This is a genomic window from Streptosporangium sp. NPDC005286 (genome assembly GCF_040607515.1).
In the GTDB taxonomy this organism is placed as follows: domain Bacteria; phylum Actinomycetota; class Actinomycetes; order Streptosporangiales; family Streptosporangiaceae; genus Streptosporangium.
The window spans coordinates 90,390-106,471 of record NZ_JBEXGU010000010.1 but is presented as its reverse complement, the minus strand read 5'-3'; the positions used below and the strand labels follow the sequence as shown (position 1 = coordinate 106,471).

Here is a 16,082-nt window from a genome sequence, read left to right as displayed (position 1 = left end):
TGCTCGTCGCTGGGCACCTTCAGCACCCGCTTCACCGAACTGGTCGGCATGCCGCCCAGCACCTACCGGCACCACGCGGCGCGCGCGACGGCGGGGATGCCGCCGTGCGTGGCGAAACAGGTGACCAGACCGGTCAGGAATCAAGAAGCGCCGGTCGCAGAGCCGCAACCAGCGTGATGGCCATGGCATCCATCGAAGCGGCCCCGGTGAACCGGCCGATGACCGACGGAGCCCGTCCCCTGAGAAGGGCTCTCCACGAAGTGACTGGAGGAAGCATGACGGGCGCGCCGCCGCGTGGACTTGAGGAGAGGCTGCGGGACACTCGCGCGAAACTGGAGAGCGACGTCGATCTCTGGGTCGCGACGTCGGGTTCCCCGGACGGCGTCCACCTCATCCCGCTCTCGTACCTCTGGGACGGGACCGCGTTCCTCATCTCGACGCCGCGCGCCTCGGTCACCGGCCGCAACCTGCTGGCGGACGGCCGGGTGCGCCTCAGCCTCGGGCCGACCCGCGACGTCGTCGTCGTCGAGGGCACCGCCGAGCCGGTGGACCTCGCCGACCTCGCCCCCGAGACGGGTGACGCGTTCGCGGCCAGGACCGGTTTCGACCCGCGCGAGCTCGACGAGCCCTACCAGTACTTCCTGATCCGGCCGCGGCGCATCCAGGCCTGGCGTGAGGCGAACGAACTGCGGGGACGCGACCTCATGCGCGACGGCCGCTGGCTCGGCTGACCGCCGCAACGGGCCGGGAGTCCTGCGCCTTCACGAGGGCGTTCATCCGAGTGGCTTGTGCGCCGGCTTGTTGCGCCTGAGGCCGGCTTCCTCAGCGAGGGACTCGATGGTGAGCCGGCCGTCCGATCGCAGCGGAGTCCCGGCGAGAACCCTCCGCGAACCCGGCGCCCGTGACGGGGCTCAGGGAGTGATCCGGTAGATGTGGTGGGAGTGCTCGGCGGCGAAGGAGTCGGTGAAGCGGCCCTTGCCGTCGACGCGGACCGTCCGGTTCTCGAAGAGGACCTCGGCGCGCGCGGCCCGCACCCCGCGCGGCAGTGTGAACGTGCGCCTGCCCGGCGCCGCCTTCCCGCCGGGCATCGCGAAGACGTAGTACGAGCCCCGGTGGTATTTCAGCATGGTGTCGAGGCCGGGGCCGAAGCGGTGCGCGTACGACTGGGTGTTCAGCACGGGGGCCAGCTTCCTGATCCGCCGGTTGATCTCGGCCACCGCGGGCCTGACCTCCTTCCCGCACCCCTCGCGCAGCACGTGCTGGGAGTGGCAGGGGCCGCCGAAGTTGTGGTTGAAGTAGATGATGCCCCGAGCCTCGTGGATCAGCGAGTTCATCACCGCGCCCGTCACCTGGTCCGGCTGGATCGCCCGGGTGTCGTTCTCGGCCGGCCAGCCGACCTCGACGAAACCGTAGATCGGCTGGCGGCGGCCGTCCAGCGCGTCCAGCTCGCGCTGGCGGTCGATGACGGCGCCGTAGTTGGCGGCCCTGCGGCACCTGGCGGCCGGCAGTGCCAGGAAGTTCTGCCCGTCCAGACAGACGCTCGCGCTGGTGTACCAGTAGACGTCGGTCGAGACGGCGTCGGTGAAGCGGTTGACGAACGCGGCGGCGTCCGCGTCCTTCTCCCACATCATCACGCCCTTGCCGTAGTTGGCGTAGTGGAGCCTTCCGTCGCCCTTCGGGAGCCGGTCCTGCTGGGCGCGTAGCACCGTGAAACCGCATCCCCGCTCCTCCGGGACGCACAGGGGGCCCTCGCCGGGGTGGTTGCCGGTCCACCGCGCGTCCCCCGCCTTCGCCCACATGTCCACCTCGTCGTCGAGCAGCCAGCCCACCGTCTCGCTGCCGTAGCCGGGCAGGGGGACGTTCGTCAGCGCCGACATCCCGTTCTTCCGCACCAGTGCCATGTCGCTGGTCTCGGTCAGCTCCACGTACGTGTTGATCCCCGCGGCCCGGTCCCTGTTCACATCGGCCTGGCTGATCACGGACTCGAACCAGACGCCGACCGGGAAGAACGACGGGCTCGTCCAGCCCGCCGCGGCGGGCGCGGCGAACCGCCCGTAGTAGGCGGGACCGCCCTCCCACGGCACCCGCGCGGCCGTCGCGGGAGGGCCCTGGGCCGACCACGCGTGGCCGGCGGACTGGGCGGAGCCCCCCGGCGCTCTCCCCTGCGGCACGTCGCCCGGTGGCGGGGCGCCGGCCGACGTGTCCGCGAGCGGGCGTCCGGCCTGGTCGGCGGGCGCGTCGACCGAGCAGAACCCGAGCATCGCCATCGTCACCGAGGCGGCCCCCACCCCGGCCAGCACCGGCAGCGACCGCCCGGGGCGACGCCCCCTCACCCGTCCGCGCCTTCCAGCCCCCATGACCTCGTCCTCCTCAACGCGGATCCGATGACGGCTCGGCGAGCGCCATCAGTTGTGCCGCACGCGACGACCAGGACGCGCCGAGCACGGACCCCCGCAGGTCGTCGGCCGGCCGCGGGCCCCCCTCACGCAATGTCGCACGGACAGCGTCCAGGAAAAGGTCACCGCTCGCGGCGATTCTCACTCGATCGGCATAGTTCACGAGTTCCTGGAAATCGGTGCTGACCACCGGCAGGCCCAGCGCGAGGTATTCCTTGAGTTTGATGGGGTTCGAATGCTTTATCCATGGGTTGTCCAGCCATGGCATGATCGCGACATCGAACCCCGATCCGTAGCCGGGAATCGTTTCGTACGGCCTGAATCCGAGCCAGTGCACATTCGGATGGCGGGTGAGCCGTTCCATCGGGACCGTCGCGTCACCGATCAGAACCAGCGACACGTCGGGCAGTTCCCCGGCTATCCGTTCGAGAAGGTCGAAATCCACCAGATAGTCGTCAAGCGCGCCGAAGAAACCCACCCTCGGCCCGGGAATCGCGCGAATGTCGGCGGGCTGCTCGCTCTCCGGGCGCCGCCGGAAGTGGTCGGTGTCCACACCGTGGTCGAGGAAGTACGCGCGGTCGCCGGTCATCCGGCGCTCCTCGTCCATCAGCGCGGTGCTGACGTAGAGCACGTGGTCGGAACGCTCCAGCAGACCGCGTTCCAGCGCCTCGATGGTCGGCCGGTCGGACTCGGGGAACGACGAGTGCCGGTCGGAACGGTTGAACACCAGCGCCTGCCTGCGCATCGGGCGCACCACGTCCCACGCCGTGGGGATGGTCACCATGATCACGGGCCGGTGCAGCCCCAGTGCCCGCGAGACCGCCAGCACCTGTGCCCGGACCAGCAGCGCGTTCACCCGCCGGGCCAGCGGCGATCCGTAGAAGGGCAGCGGCAGCGGGGACATCACGTAGAAGCCGGGCAGCTCGCGCAGCGGCCTCCTGACGAGCATCGCGACGCTGCGCAGCTTGCGCCCGACGCGCCGCAGCACCTGCGTGGACCTGCCCGGTGTCGGCATCCGCATCCCGATGCTGTTGACCACGAGGACCTTCCGGTGGGCGGCGATCGAGCGCATGAGCTGGAAGTCCGAGTGCGCCCGGTTGTGGTACCACCAGTCCTGCGCGGAGAAGCACACGTAGCCGGGGGAGTCCGCCTTCTGGACGGGTACCTCCTCGCGGGCCGGGGGTGCCGCCTCCCGGGCCGGAGGGATCGTCCCGCGGGCCGTGAAAACCGCCTCCTCACGGGCCGAGGGTGCCGCCTCCCGGGCCGGGAGGCCCGCCGCCTCGCCGGGCCTGGGTGGCCACTCGCGCATCGCGACCAGCTGGCGCAGGGCGGCCCGATGCCTTCTCCCGCCCGCGCCGCCCCTGGCCACCGCGCGGACCAGCTCGTTGAGCCCGACGGCCAGCCGCATCAGCTGCCCGCGCGGGCGACCGTACCGCTCGCGGTGCATCCGGACCCGGTTGGCCGCCGACAGTGCCCACAGCCGGCTTGAGGTGGACTGCTCGCCACCGAGATGCACGGCCACGGCCCGGGGTTCGTACCGGACCGCGAACCCCGCCTCCCCGGCCCTGAGCATGTACTCGGTCTCCTCCGAATAGAGGAAGTAGCGCTCGTCGAGGGGGCCCAGGGCGTCCAGGCAGGCTCGGGAGACCATCCAGGCCGCACCGGTCACCCAGTCGACGGTGTGCGGCCTGCCGTAGGCGGACGGCTCCACGACCAGCTCGCCGAGCGGGTGGAACCGCCCGGCCCGGTGGCCGCCGAGCAGCGCCTCACCCAGCGCCCTCAGCACGGTGGGCCGCCTGCGCAGGGAGAGGTGGAGCTCTCCCGTCTCGGCGGTGAGGTGGGGGGCCGCTATCCCGGTCCCCGGCACGGCGAGCGCCTGCCTGAGCAGGAGCACCGAACCGGGCGCGAGCCGGATGTCCGGGTTCAGCACCAGCACGTCACAGCCGTCCGCGGCGGCGATGCCCGCGTTCACCCCGGCGGCGAAGCCGGCGTTGCGCCCGGTCTGGATCACCTCGGCCTCCGGCGCGGCCTCGCGTACCCGCTCGACGGTGTCGTCCGCCGAGGCGTTGTCCACCACCACGACCCGTGCCGGACCGGCGCCGGCCAGCGCCGCGTCGAGTGAGCGCAGGCACCCCTCGACGACCTGACCACTCGAATACGTGACGATCACTACGGCGAGCCGGGGCCGGGCGGGGACAGCCATGTCGGAGCCGTTTCCGGTGCGGGAGGGAGGGATGGTCGCGCCGGTCATGCGCGGTGTCTCGATGTCAGGCGGGTGCGCAGGGCACCGATGAGGAGGGCGACCGCGAACGGCACGTCGTCCCGCAGGTAGCGGCGGGCCAGCCGGCGCGGTTCCAGGGCGAGCCGGTACAGCCACTCGGCGCCCACCCGCTGGACCGGCCCCGGAGCGCGGCGAAACCGCCCGGCCGCCATCGGGATCCCGGCTCCGCAGCCGAGGTACCAGGCGTCGGGCAGCTCGGTGCGGAGGGCTGCGATGATCCTCTCCTGCTTGGGGAAGCCCAGTCCGGCGAGGACGAGGTCCGGTGCGGCGGCGACCACCTCGGCGACCACCTCACGCACCCCCTCCGGCGAGGAGTCGAACCCGAAGGGCGGCGAGCAGGTGCCCGCCACGCGCAGTCCGGGGCAGCGTCCGGCGAGGACTCGGGCCGCGGCCTCCGGTACGCCGGGCTCTCCGCCGAGCAGGTAGACCGAGCGGTTCTCGCGCGCGGCGCGCCCGGCCAGGGAGTGCACGAGCGAGGCCCCGGTGATCCGGCAGGGCAGAGCCGGTCCGGCGAGCCCTGCGGCCCAGACCACCGGCATGCCGTCGGCGACCACGATCTCGGAGCGGGCGACCAGGTCGGCCAGGTCGGGATCGCGCGTGGCGGCGCGGACGATGTCGACGTTCGCGGTGACGATCGCGCCGCCACGTCCCCGCCGCCATTCCGCCGCCACGTGGTCGAGCAGCTCGGTTTCACTGATCGCCATGACCTCGACCGCGCCGACCCTGACACGCGTGAACCCGACCCTGACACGCGTGAACCCGGCCCTGCCACCGCCCGTGGGCTTGGCCGAACCGTTCTGGCCCCGGGTCTCCCCGGGTGTCACCGGGGGTGCCACGGAGCCTGACGGCCCGCCCACGGAGAGTACGCTCTCCGGCACATTACGATCGGCACCGTTTTCCTCTTCTGGATGGCCGGAAGATCGGGGAATCTGGAAGATGGGCACATGAGAGTCGAACAAGGCGAGCTTGACGGTGTCCTGTTGTTCATCCCGACCCAGCGCAGGGACGACCGCGGGCTGTTCACCCGTACCTTCGACGCCGCGCTCGCCGCCGCCCACGGGCTGCGGCCCGCCGAGTTCGTCCAGGACAGCCAGTCGCGGTCCCGTCTGGGGACGATCAGGGCGCTGCACGGCCGGAGCGGACGAGGGGAGGCCAAGCTCGTCAGGTGCGCCCGGGGCGCCGTGCACGACGTGCTCGTCGACGCCCGGCCGGGCTCGGCGACCTTCGGCCGCCAGATGTCGGTGGTGCTCGACGATGAGATGTTCGTCCACCTCTACGTTCCTCCTGGCTTGTTGCACGGTTATCAGGCACTGACCGATCAGGCGGACGTCTGCTACCGGATCGACCGGGAGCACGACCCCGCCGAGGACCTCTCGGTCCGCTATGACGACCCCGATCTCGGCATCCAGTGGCCGATGCCGGTCACCGCGATCAGCGAGCGCGATCTGGCCGCGGGTTCCTGGGCGGACCTGCGCGCGCGGCTGGTCGGCTGACCTCCTCACCGGGCTTCTCGACGGGCTTCTCGACGGGCTTCTCGGGCAGCCGGGTGCCGCGCAGCAGCGAGCCCGCGGCTCCGATGATCAGGAACGACAGGCCGGTCACGGTCGCGAACGAGCGCAGGTCGAACGTGGCCGCCCCGACCAGGGGGACGACCAGGCAGGCGGCCAGGGCAAGTCCCAGGTCCCGCACGGCGGGGTCGGAGCTGAGGCGGCGGACGCGCAGCGCCGCCCAGAGACCGGTCAGGAAGATCCCGGAAAAGGTGACCAGGCCGATGATCCCGGTCTCCACCAGCGACAGGATGTACTGGTTGTCGAAGATCAGGTGCTTCGGCGCGTACCAGGTGCCCAGTCCCCTGCCGACCCAGGGGTGGTTCCCGATCTCGGTGGCCGCCACCGCGTAGTCGTGGGTCCGGTACTGGATGCTCGAATCGCTGGACAGGCTGGTGAACAATCCGAGGAACACGCTGAGCAGGCCGGGCACGGCCACCTTCATCGCCACCAGGAATCCGGCGCCGCCCACAGCCGCCCACAGCCGCCTGCGTGCGGGCCAGCCCGCGAGGAGCACCGCGCCGACGACGGCTATCCCGAGGACCGCCGACCGCGACACGGAGAACATCAGCCCGGCACCGATCAGCGCGGAGCAGATCCACCAGCGCAGGGAGGGCTCGCCCCGATCGCGGGCGCCGAACGCGTAGTGCAGCGCGACGGGAGTGATCATCGCGCAGACGACCCCGAGCTCGATGGGGTGCCCCGTGGTACCCGCGACCCGGCGCAGGGTGTTCCGTTCGAGGATCGCGGGCAGCTCCGCGGTGAATCGGAAGCCGGGAAGGGCCAGATATTTGGTCAGGTCGAATTCGAGCACGAACTGGAGCGCCGCGATCACCCCGACGGCCGCGCCACAGACCACGAGACACTTCAGGACGAAGTCGAGCCGCTCCCGGCCCCGGATGCCGTCGCACGCCCCAAGCCCGATGCCCACCGTCGCCACCACGAGCACGATGCCGTGGTCGGCCATGTTGAGCTCGTCGGGCGGCAGGTACCCGGCACCGGCGTACCCGTAGGTGACCAGCATCGCGACCGCGTACCCGAACAGCGCGGTGCGCACGGGGTTGGGGCCCTTGGCCGCGCCGAGCGTGGTGGTGAGGTGCGCGCAGAACCACCAGAGCGCGGCGAACAGGCCGACCGCGTCGGCCGGTGTGAGCGAGAAGGGCACGCCGCGGAAGACCAGCCGCGCCGGAACCAGCATCAGGACCACGACGAACGCGGCGGCCAGGGTCGCCCCGTCGGCGCTGCGCAGACCGGGGCGGTCAAGGGAGGCGGGGACCACGGAGGCTCTCAACGTCGCAGCAGGGAGGGCTCGGCGGGCAGCCCGGACGGCGGCGCCGGGGGCACCCGGCCCCTCCGCCTCCGGGCGTCGAGGAAGCTCTCCAGGGAGAACACCGCGGCGAGGCCGGCGAGCACCCCGAGCAGCAGGGCCGCGGCGGCCCCCCGGGTCTTCCCGGTGCGCTGGGGCTGCGGCTCCGTCGGCGGCACCATCTCGTTCATCGTGATGTAGGTCGCCGGGGGCGCGTTCAACTGCCGCTGGCGAACGGCCAGCTCGATCCTCGCCCGGTCCCTGACCCGCGTCACGATGTCCCGGGCCCCGGACGGCGACCTGCTCGTGCCCTCGATGTACACGAAGGGCCCGCCGTCCAGCGACTCCGGGTTGGTGCTGCCGTTGGTGACCGTGAAGGTGGTGTCGCCCTCGGGCCGCACACCGAGCGACTCCACGGTCTCCGGCGCGCTGATCACCTGGACGAGGATCGAGGCGGACATGCTCAGGCCCCAGTCGAAGTTCAGCAGGGGGTTGGTCAGCCCGTTGGGGCGACCGGGATCGCTCGGCAGGCTTCCGCCGGTGGGCGGGATGGTCAGCACGAGCACCGCGTTCGAGACGTAGAGCGTCGGAATCGACGAGTAGACGCCCGCCGCGGCACCTATGGAGAGCAGGAACGCCGGCAGGGCGACGTACCAGCGCCTCAACACGATGAGCACTGTCCCCCAGAAGTCCACGCCTTTCCCTTCCTGGCCGGATGGAGGCCGCCTGGCCGGAGAACCGCACGGTTCCCCGGCCGGTGACCAGGTCCTCTACCGCTTGCCTCGCCCGCTTCTTACACCGTCTGTTCCTCCCGCCCCTCGCACCCCTCACCGCTCTCGGGCTCTCCCCCGCGCTCGCCGTGGTCACCGTGGTCATCGTGGTCATCGTGGTCCGCCCCGTCGTCCCGGCCGGCCGGGATCTCCACCGTGGCCGGGGACGGCTCTGCCGACCGCCCGCCACCGGACCTCTGCCGGAACACCCTGCGGCGCTCCACGGCGTACGCGGCGCCGAGGCCGAGAACGACGACGAGGAACGCCGCCCCGCCCATGGCCTTCCAGGTGCCGCTCCGGTCCACCACGGGATAGGCAGGCGGCACCACCTCGACGAGCCCGATGAAGGTGGAGACAGGGGCGCCGAGCGTCTCCTGCCTGCGGATCAGCTCGGCCCGCAGGCGGGACTGGGTCCTGGCCATGACGGCACGGGAGAGGTCGGCGGAGTCGCTCCTCACCTCCACGTACACGAACGGGCCGTTCATGAGGATGCCCAGCATGCCGGGGTTGGTCCGCCCGTCGTTGATCGTCAGCTCGATGGGGCCGTCCTTCACGACACCCAGCTCGGCCGCGACCGCCTCGGTGTTCATGGACAGGATGAGGATGCCCGCCGTGGTCCGGAGGCCGTCGCTGAACTGCAGCAGCGGGTTGCTCCGCCCCAGTGGCTTGGCCGGGTCCGTCGTCCCTCCCGCGGGGGGCGTGGTCAGCACCATGGAGGTGCTCGCCAGGTAGCGCGGGGGCACCAGGAAGAAGACGGCCGCGGCGCCGAGCAGCGCCAGGCCGACCAGTGGAAACCCGACCCGCTTCCTTCTGGCGAGGTCGAGAATGGTCCTCCAGAACTCCACTACGTCTTCCCCGCTCCCCCGAGCGCGCCGGACGCCCGGGACACGATGCGTATTGGTCGCGGCACACGAACTCCTTGTCACTACTGCGGTGTGTCGGTGGCCGGGAGTCCGCGCTCACCCGACCCTGGCCAGCGCCTCCGCCTCGTACTCCAGCGCCAGTTCCTCCGGCATCGGGTCGAGGTCGGCGCAGCGCACGAAGTCGCGCAGGGTGGTGCCGGTGCACGCCGCGTCCACGTTGCGCGCGCCGCGGCGGGCGCGCACGTCGTCGATGTGCACGGTGCGGAAGTCGATGCTGAAGCGGGTCCTGCCCGAGGTGTTGGGCACCGTGGAGTGCAGCTGGGCGCCGGAGAACACCATGACGCCCCCCGGCTCGGGCACCACCCGCACCTGCGGGTCGAGCACGACGTTCTCCTCCGGCCTGGGCTGCTCCCTGGTGTCGCCGCGCACGTGCCGGGCCGCGGTGAGCCGGCTTGTCCTGTTCCACTCGGCGTAGTCGTAGCGCGCACTGCCGTTGCGCACCGGGCTGCCGAAGTACTGGGGATGGAAGGCCATCACGTTCTCCGGGACCACCTCGTAGACCGGGATCCACCAGTTGAGCTGGTTGAAAGGGGCCGAGTACCAGCAGTCCCGATGGGGGTGGAAGGCGTAGGAGATCCCGGAGGTGAGGTAGTCGTGGGAGGTGGAGGTGCGCAGCCGGGGCACGTCGAAGTAGGTCCGCTCCAGGTCGCAGCCCAGCTCCCGCAGAACCGCGGGCAGCAGTTCCTTGCACCGGGGATGGTGGATGAACCGTGGCTTGAGCCGGGCCAGCAGGTCGGCGAACTCCTCGACCGGCATGTCGAACTGTGCGGTCTCCGGGTCGCGCCCGCCGAACGCCTCGGCGGTCATCTCCCGGGCGAAGGCCGCCAGCAGGGTGGAGGCGGGCGTCGCCGAGTAGACGAAGACCTGCCCCTGGTAGAGCAGTTCCCTGCGAGTGTCGTCGTCCACCACGCTGTTGGAGAAGACGGTGGTCACGGTGGTTCGCCTTTCTGTGAGTCACTGAAGCGGGTCACTGGAGCGGATGCCGGGAACCAGCCCCGAGGCGATCAGGGCGAGCCTGCGGCCCCGGCGGGCCGCGGTGAGCCGCTGGCGGCGCGCGTACATGCCGAGGACGGCCGCGCGGGCGCGACGGTGCTGCTCGCCGGTGAGGCCGGCCCCCCGCAGCCAGCCCAGCAGCTCCCGGCACTGCAGGAGGGTGGAGCAGCGGGCCCGCCAGGGCGGCACGTCGAGGCGGCGGGCGATCGCGGACAGGGTGTCGTGCTTCCAGTTGCGGTGGGCGAGGACCTCGGGAACGTGCCCCCACGGTCCGGCCAGCGCCAGCTTCGCCGCGAACACCTCGTCCTCGCGGAGCATGTTCCGCCGGGGGATTCGCGCCAGCGGCTCGCGCCGCAACAGGCCGTACAGCGGGTCGATGAGCAGGTGGCTCTCATTGAGCAGCCGCAGCATCTCGGCGAACCGCTCGACCGGGTCGTCCGAGGCCAGCCCCGAGCCCTCCAGAGGTGCGGTCGCGGCCATCCCGTCGGGCCCGGTGTAGGCGACCTGCGTGGTGACCAGGACGAGCCGGTCGTCCTCGGCGAAGGCCCGCAGGGAGCGGGAGACGCACCCGGGCTCCAGCCGGTCGTCGTCGCCGACCCAGCGGAAGAACTCGCCCTCGACCAGCTCGACGGTACGGACGAAGTTGTCGAACAGGCCCACGTTCTCCGGATGCCTGCGGTAGACGATCCGGCTGTCGGTCGCGGCCAGGTCACGGCAGATCTCCTCGGTGCCGTCCGTGGACGCGTTGTCGGAGATCACCAGCTGGAGGTGCTCGTGGTCCTGGCCGAGGACCGAGCGGACCGCGCCCTCGATCCGCCCGGCACCGTCGCGCACGGGAAGCACGATGGACACCAGCGTGTCGGAGTTCGGCATCCGGTCTTCTCCCTCTCGGTGATGGTTCGGCGGGCTCTGGTCGGCGGTTCAGCGGGCACGGGCGGGAACGGCCCGCGCGCCGAGCTCTCTGAGCCGCGCCGCGGGTACGGCGAGCAGGACGTAGGCGAGCAGCCCCCCGGCGCCGGCCACGCAGAGCCGGACGAGCGGGGCGGCCGTCACCCCGCCGACCAGCACGGCGAGCGCCACGGTCACCGCCGCCGCGAGCACGGCGCCCAGCAGCGGGCGGACCAGGGCCGGAAGCACCGGCGCCAGACGCACCCCCGCGCGGCTCAGCATCAGCACCGCCATCGGCAGGGCGACCAGGAGGCCGGCCAGCGCGTGACCGATCGCCGCGCCGCGGATGCCGTACCAGTGCGTCCCCGCCCACAGCGCGGGCACCAGCGCCACGGCCCAGCCGAGGTTCATCCACACGGTGGCCCTGGTCGCACCCGCCGAGGTGAGGATGTCGAAGGCGAGGGAGGTGAGCATCCGCACGACCAGCAGGACCGCGAGCAGCGCCAGGACCCCGGCGGCCGGTGCCCATTTCTCGCCGTAGAGGAACGCCACGATCTCCGGCGCCAGCGTGGCCGTCACGACGGCGACCGGGAGCACGAACGCGACCAGCAGCGGCACCGAGCGCTGCACCCCCAGCGAGAGCGACTCGGGCCGCTGCTCGGCCAGCCTGGAGAAGCTGGGCACCGTGACGTAGCGCAGGGCGGTCCCGATCACGCTGGGCACCCAGCTGGAGACGTTGAAGGCCAGCAGGTAGAAGCCGAGCGCGGCGGGGCCGAGCACGGCGCCGACGATGACGTAGTCGGCGTTCATCAGCACCGCCTCGATGCCGAGACCCAGGGCCAGCGGCGCGCCGAACCGCAGCAGCCTGGCCGCGACCTCCCGGTCGAAGCCGAGGCGGAACGGCAGCCCCGCCCAGGCGAGCACCAGCGCGCCGGTGACCGCGTTGGCCGCGACCTGCCCGCAGGCGAAGCTGTAGGCTCCGGCGCCGTTCGCGGCGAGCGTGACGGCCACCGCCGCGTTGACCAGCGAGCCCGCGATGTTGGCCTTGGTCAGCCTGTCGTGCCCGAACCCGCGCATCAGCGAGCCGGCCCGCACCGCGGTGGCACCGTCGATGAGGATGATCGCGGTGAGCAGCCGGACCACCGGGGTGGCCTCCGCGCTGCCCGCCAGCTCCGCGAAGTACGGAGCCACCACCCAGAAGATCCCGTATATCCCGGTGCTGAACGCCAGGGCCATGACCGTCGCCGTCGGCGCCATCTCCTCGACCCGGCCCCGCCACTGCACGGTGGCGGCGATGATGCCGACGTCGTTGACGTGCATGACGAAGGTGGTCGCGGCGAGCGCGATGGCGTAGAGGCCGAAGTCCTCCGGCACGAGCAGCCTGGCGAGCACCAGCCCCATGACGAAGGTCGTCACCTTGGTCCCCAGGTTGCCCAGCAGACTCCAGCGCAACCCGCGGCCGGCCTTCCTGCCGATCGTCCCGACCTGCTCACCGGCCGTTCCGGTCGCGTCGCCGGCACCGGTCTCGTCGGCCGTGCCGACCACACCGGTTTCGCCGCGATCGCCGGCGTCCCCGCCCTGTCGCTGGTTCATCCGTGCCTTCCGCCTGTCTCGTGGGGTGATCGGCTCAGCTGGGCTCCTCGACGCGTTCGAGCCAGATCTCCCGCCAGAACGGCACGAACTCGCGCGGGCAGCTGACGTTGTACGCGCCCGCGCAGATGACGCCGTCCAGGACGATGCAGGGGTTCTTCATGTGCAGCATCCGGCCGGTCTTCTCGTCCAGGCACCGCTCGACGCGGGCGCTCACCCGCGCGACGTGCCCGCAGTACCGCGACATCTCCTCCTCGAACCCCATGCCGCGGTTGAGCAGGTCGTCGTTGAGCGTCTGGAGGATCTCCTCCTTGGACCTGACCCGGACCAGCTCCCCTGGACGCAGGTCCAGGGTCCGCGTCGGAGTGGTGGGTCCGGCCTTGCCCCTGACGAACCCCCAGCGCAGCCCGCCCCTGATCCACAGCCACCTGGGCAGGACCCGCCTGCTGGCCTGCTGGAAGCGGTTGAACAGCCCGACGAGGAACGAGCGCAGCATCCAGGGCACGCCCACGTTCCCCGTCCGCACGTCGGCGACGTACTGCCCGACGTCCTTGAGCGGCAGGCAGGTGGGCGCGGCGCGGAGCAGTTCGGTCGCCTGGCAGGAGAAGCGCTCCTCCCCGCCCGGTCCCGGCTCCTTCCTGGTCGCGGCCTGCAGGATCGGCAGCAGGGGCCGGCCCGCGGCGAGGTCGTGCTCGGTGACCGGGGTGAGGGGGGAGTCCGGATCCACCCGCTTGAGCCAGGACTCCTTCCAGTAGAACTGGCAGGCCGTCTGGCAGCCGCCGTGCGCCTGCCCGTCGCAGCGGGCCCCGGTCAGGTGGACCGCCCGCTCCATCCGCCGCATGCCGCTGCCGCTGATCGTGTCGCAGAGCTTGTGCGCCACCTTGTGCACGGTGAGCCGCCGCCCGCAGAAGGCCAGCATCTCCGGCATGAAGGGCAGCGCGTCCAGCTCTCCCCGCTCGTCCAGGGTGGCCATGATCTCGGCCTCGCCGAGCACCTCCACCGTCTCGCCGACCCGGAGGTCGAGCGTTCCAGAACCCATGCCGGCCCGTTGCAGTGTCATTTCCCGCACTCCTTGAGCAGTCCCGCGCCGCACAGTGCCCGTGCCGCGTCGGCCACCGCGGCGAAGGGCAGATCGGATCGTTCCGCGATGTCCAGGAGGCTGTGCTCCCCGTCGGAGAGGTTCAGCACCCACAACATCGCCATCTGGGCCTCCTGCGTGTCGCTGCGCCCGCCCAGTGCCCCGTACAGGCCACGCCTGCCCAGCTGAGGCTCTCCGTGGGGGCTGAGGTTGAGATAGGCGCGGTTGCCCTCAAGCACCCGGGTGACCTCCCAGCAGGTCTGCAGGGTGTCGGCCATCGCCTCCGGGGAGACGAAGTCCGGATTGTCGGCGGAGGTGTGATATTCCGGGTAGCCCGCGTAGGGGGTCCTGGTGAGCGAGCCGACGGGCAGGTCGAAGCCCGGCGAGCAGAACTGCCGCTCGTCGTAGCCGTAGGGGGAGAAGTCCACGACCGTGTGGTCACGCCCCGAGGTCCGCAGGACGTGCCGCACGGCGCGGTCGATCTCGGCGTCGCCCCGCCTGCTGCACTTGTAGGTCAGCGGGCCGCGATCCCCCGCGCAGGCCAGCACCAGGCCGTGCCTGATCCGCCCCGCGCGTTCCCGGTTGCGCGCCAGCCAGGTGATCGCGCCGATGGTGCCGGGAGCGAACAGGAAGCGGTAGGTGTACCACGGGTCGGCCTCGGCCAGCCGCCGCGCGAGCCCGACCGCCACGGCGACGCCCGCCAGGTTGTCGTTGGCCAGCGAGGGGTGGCACACGTGGCAAGAGACGAGCACCTCCTCATCGACCCTGCCCGGCACCACGTGCTCGCCGTAGGTCAGGTGGCCGTCGGCGAGCGTGGAGTCGATCATGACCTCGTACCGCCCGCCGGCCAGGCCCGCAAGGGTGTCGTGGGCCAGGCAGAAGCCCCACGTCTGTGCGTAGTAGCCGGTCCGGTACGGGATCAGCCCCGGCTGCTCGGGCAGCGTGTGCAGGTGGGGCCGGAGCTCGTCCAGGGTCATGGTGGCCGACACCGGGACGCTGTAGCCGACCACGTGCAGGTTCGACGCGGCGAAGTCGACGACCCTGGCACCGGAGGCGTCCTTGACGTAGGCGTCGCGGATGTTCCACTCCCTGGGCACCGTCCAGTCCAGGACCTGGGTCCCCGTCGGCACCTCGTGGACCTGCAGGCTGACGGACTCCGCGACGATCTCCAGGGTGCGGCGCACGCCGTCGCCGGTGATGCTCCGGCAGAGCGGATAGAGCCGCTCCACCAGGGCGTGCATCCCGCGCCCCTCGCCGTCATCGGTCATCGTCCACCGCCCCCGCCACTTGGCACGGGCGCAGCGCGCCGTCGACGGTGCCCGCCTCGCGCCGGGCGGACAGCCAGGCCAGCCTGGTGAAGCGGCGCTGAAAGTCGTCCGCCGTCAGGCCGAACCACCGGTACGCCTCGACCAGCTGGAGCGCGCCCGCCTTGATCGTCCACAGCGCCTGGTAGCCGGGGAGCGCGTCGCGGATGCGGGAGAAGTCGACCCGGTAGGAGCGCGGGTCGGCCCCGGTCTCCCCGGTGATCACGACCCGGGCCTCCGGCACCGCCTCGGCGACCTCGGCGGCGATCTGGGCCACCGTCAGGTTGTTCTCCTCTGAGCCGACGTTGAACGCCCTGGCGTGGACGGCGTCGCGCGGGGCGGCCAGCGCCATGGCGAAGGCGTTCGCGATGTCGGCGGCGTGCACCAGCGGGCGCCACGGGGTGCCGTCGGACAGCACCCTGACCTCCCCGGACAGCAGCGCGTGCCCGGCGAGGTTGTTCAGCACGATGTCCGCGCGCAACCTGGGCGAGAACCCGAAGGCGGTGGCGTTGCGCAGGAACACCGGGCTGAAGTCCCCGTCGGCCAGCTTGAACAGGTCGCTCTCGACCCTGACCTTGGAGTCGGCGTAGGGGGTCACCGGGCGCAGCGGCGCGTCCTCGTCGACCAGGTCATCGCCTGAGGCGCCGTAGACCGAGCAGGTGGAGGCGTACAGGAACCGGCGCACGCCCGCGTCCCGGGCCAGCCTCGCCAGACGCACCGCGGCGCGGTGGTTGATGTCGTAGGTCAGCTCGGGCGCCAGCGCGCCCAGCGGGTCGTTGGAGAGCGCGGCGAGGTGCACCACCGCGTCCACCCCCGCCAGGAGCTCGGGGGTGACGTCCCGCAGGTCGACCGCGTGTCCTGGCGGGTCGCCGGGCGCGGGACCCAGCAGGCATCCGGCGAAGAGCCCGGAGTCGAGCCCGGTCACCTCGTGGCCCGCGGCGACGAGCACCGGGGCCATCACACTCCCCAGGTAGCCCTGGTGCCCGGTCAGCAGCACACGCATCCG

14 protein-coding genes and 1 pseudogene are annotated in these 16,082 nt (G+C 71.7%); 3 read left to right on the top strand and 12 right to left on the bottom strand.

Annotation, left to right across the window (positions count from 1 at the left end; translation table 11 throughout):
- Positions 1–177 (top strand): annotated as a pseudogene (locus tag ABZU75_RS06470) (AraC family transcriptional regulator); the annotation flags it as partial.
- Between the two features lie 98 nt (positions 178–275).
- Entirely contained in the window at positions 276–731 is a 456-nt protein-coding gene (locus tag ABZU75_RS06465; protein WP_355550143.1) for a pyridoxamine 5'-phosphate oxidase family protein, read from the top strand.
- Positions 732–911: 180 nt separating this feature from the next.
- Here the strand turns inward: ABZU75_RS06465 and ABZU75_RS06460 are convergent, their stop codons facing one another.
- The 3 genes from ABZU75_RS06460 to ABZU75_RS06450 are packed head-to-tail and all read right to left on the bottom strand — an operon-like array spanning position 912 to position 5,381.
- Positions 912–2,333: a hypothetical protein gene (locus tag ABZU75_RS06460; RefSeq protein WP_355550141.1), complete on the bottom strand. Its 1,422-nt coding sequence runs from the start codon at positions 2,331–2,333 to the stop codon at positions 912–914.
- 37 nt (positions 2,334–2,370) lie between these two features.
- The gene (locus ABZU75_RS06455) at positions 2,371–4,647 is read right to left on the bottom strand and encodes a glycosyltransferase (protein ID WP_355550139.1); all 2,277 of its coding nucleotides are present in this window, start codon (positions 4,645–4,647) and stop codon (positions 2,371–2,373) included.
- Positions 4,644–5,381 carry a WecB/TagA/CpsF family glycosyltransferase gene (locus ABZU75_RS06450; protein WP_355550137.1) on the bottom strand — a complete coding sequence of 246 codons (738 nt, stop codon included), beginning with the start codon at positions 5,379–5,381 and terminating at the stop codon, positions 4,644–4,646. The genes ABZU75_RS06455 and ABZU75_RS06450 overlap by 4 nt, the downstream gene beginning before the upstream one ends.
- A gap of 240 nt (positions 5,382–5,621) precedes the next feature.
- On the opposite strand from ABZU75_RS06450, the gene rfbC reads away from it, so the two are divergent.
- Positions 5,622–6,170 (top strand): dTDP-4-dehydrorhamnose 3,5-epimerase, encoded by a 549-nt coding sequence (gene rfbC / locus ABZU75_RS06445; RefSeq protein WP_355550135.1) that lies wholly within the window; start codon positions 5,622–5,624, stop codon positions 6,168–6,170.
- On the opposite strand, the gene ABZU75_RS06440 is transcribed toward rfbC, so the two are convergent.
- From ABZU75_RS06440 to ABZU75_RS06400, 9 genes are all read right to left on the bottom strand, one after another.
- On the bottom strand, positions 6,109–7,515 hold the full coding sequence (locus tag ABZU75_RS06440) for an O-antigen ligase family protein (RefSeq protein ID WP_355550133.1): 1,407 nt from the start codon (positions 7,513–7,515) through the stop codon (positions 6,109–6,111). The two genes, rfbC and ABZU75_RS06440, sit on opposite strands and share 62 nt — an antisense overlap.
- Positions 7,512–8,198, bottom strand: a complete 687-nt coding sequence (locus ABZU75_RS06435; protein WP_355550131.1) for a hypothetical protein — start codon at positions 8,196–8,198, stop codon at positions 7,512–7,514. The genes ABZU75_RS06440 and ABZU75_RS06435 overlap by 4 nt, the downstream gene beginning before the upstream one ends.
- A gap of 125 nt (positions 8,199–8,323) precedes the next feature.
- The gene (locus tag ABZU75_RS06430) at positions 8,324–9,145 is read right to left on the bottom strand and encodes a hypothetical protein (protein ID WP_355550129.1); all 822 of its coding nucleotides are present in this window, start codon (positions 9,143–9,145) and stop codon (positions 8,324–8,326) included.
- A 114-nt stretch (positions 9,146–9,259) separates the two neighbouring features.
- Positions 9,260–10,156, bottom strand: coding sequence for a hypothetical protein (locus ABZU75_RS06425; RefSeq protein WP_355550127.1), 897 nt, complete (start codon positions 10,154–10,156; stop codon positions 9,260–9,262).
- Between the two features lie 21 nt (positions 10,157–10,177).
- A complete protein-coding gene (locus tag ABZU75_RS06420) occupies positions 10,178–11,089 on the bottom strand; it encodes a glycosyltransferase family 2 protein (protein ID WP_355550125.1) in 912 nt (303 codons plus the stop codon).
- A 48-nt stretch (positions 11,090–11,137) separates the two neighbouring features.
- Entirely contained in the window at positions 11,138–12,697 is a 1,560-nt protein-coding gene (locus ABZU75_RS06415; RefSeq protein WP_355550123.1) for a lipopolysaccharide biosynthesis protein, read from the bottom strand.
- Between the two features lie 34 nt (positions 12,698–12,731).
- Positions 12,732–13,754 carry a hypothetical protein gene (locus tag ABZU75_RS06410; protein ID WP_355550121.1) on the bottom strand — a complete coding sequence of 341 codons (1,023 nt, stop codon included), beginning with the start codon at positions 13,752–13,754 and terminating at the stop codon, positions 12,732–12,734.
- On the bottom strand, positions 13,751–15,040 hold the full coding sequence (locus tag ABZU75_RS06405; RefSeq protein ID WP_355550119.1) for a DUF4910 domain-containing protein: 1,290 nt from the start codon (positions 15,038–15,040) through the stop codon (positions 13,751–13,753). The genes ABZU75_RS06410 and ABZU75_RS06405 overlap by 4 nt, the downstream gene beginning before the upstream one ends.
- Positions 15,030–16,079 carry an SDR family oxidoreductase gene (locus tag ABZU75_RS06400; protein ID WP_355550117.1) on the bottom strand — a complete coding sequence of 350 codons (1,050 nt, stop codon included), beginning with the start codon at positions 16,077–16,079 and terminating at the stop codon, positions 15,030–15,032. Before ABZU75_RS06400 ends, ABZU75_RS06405 begins: the two co-directional genes overlap by 11 nt.
- Positions 16,080–16,082 lie beyond the last annotated feature (3 nt).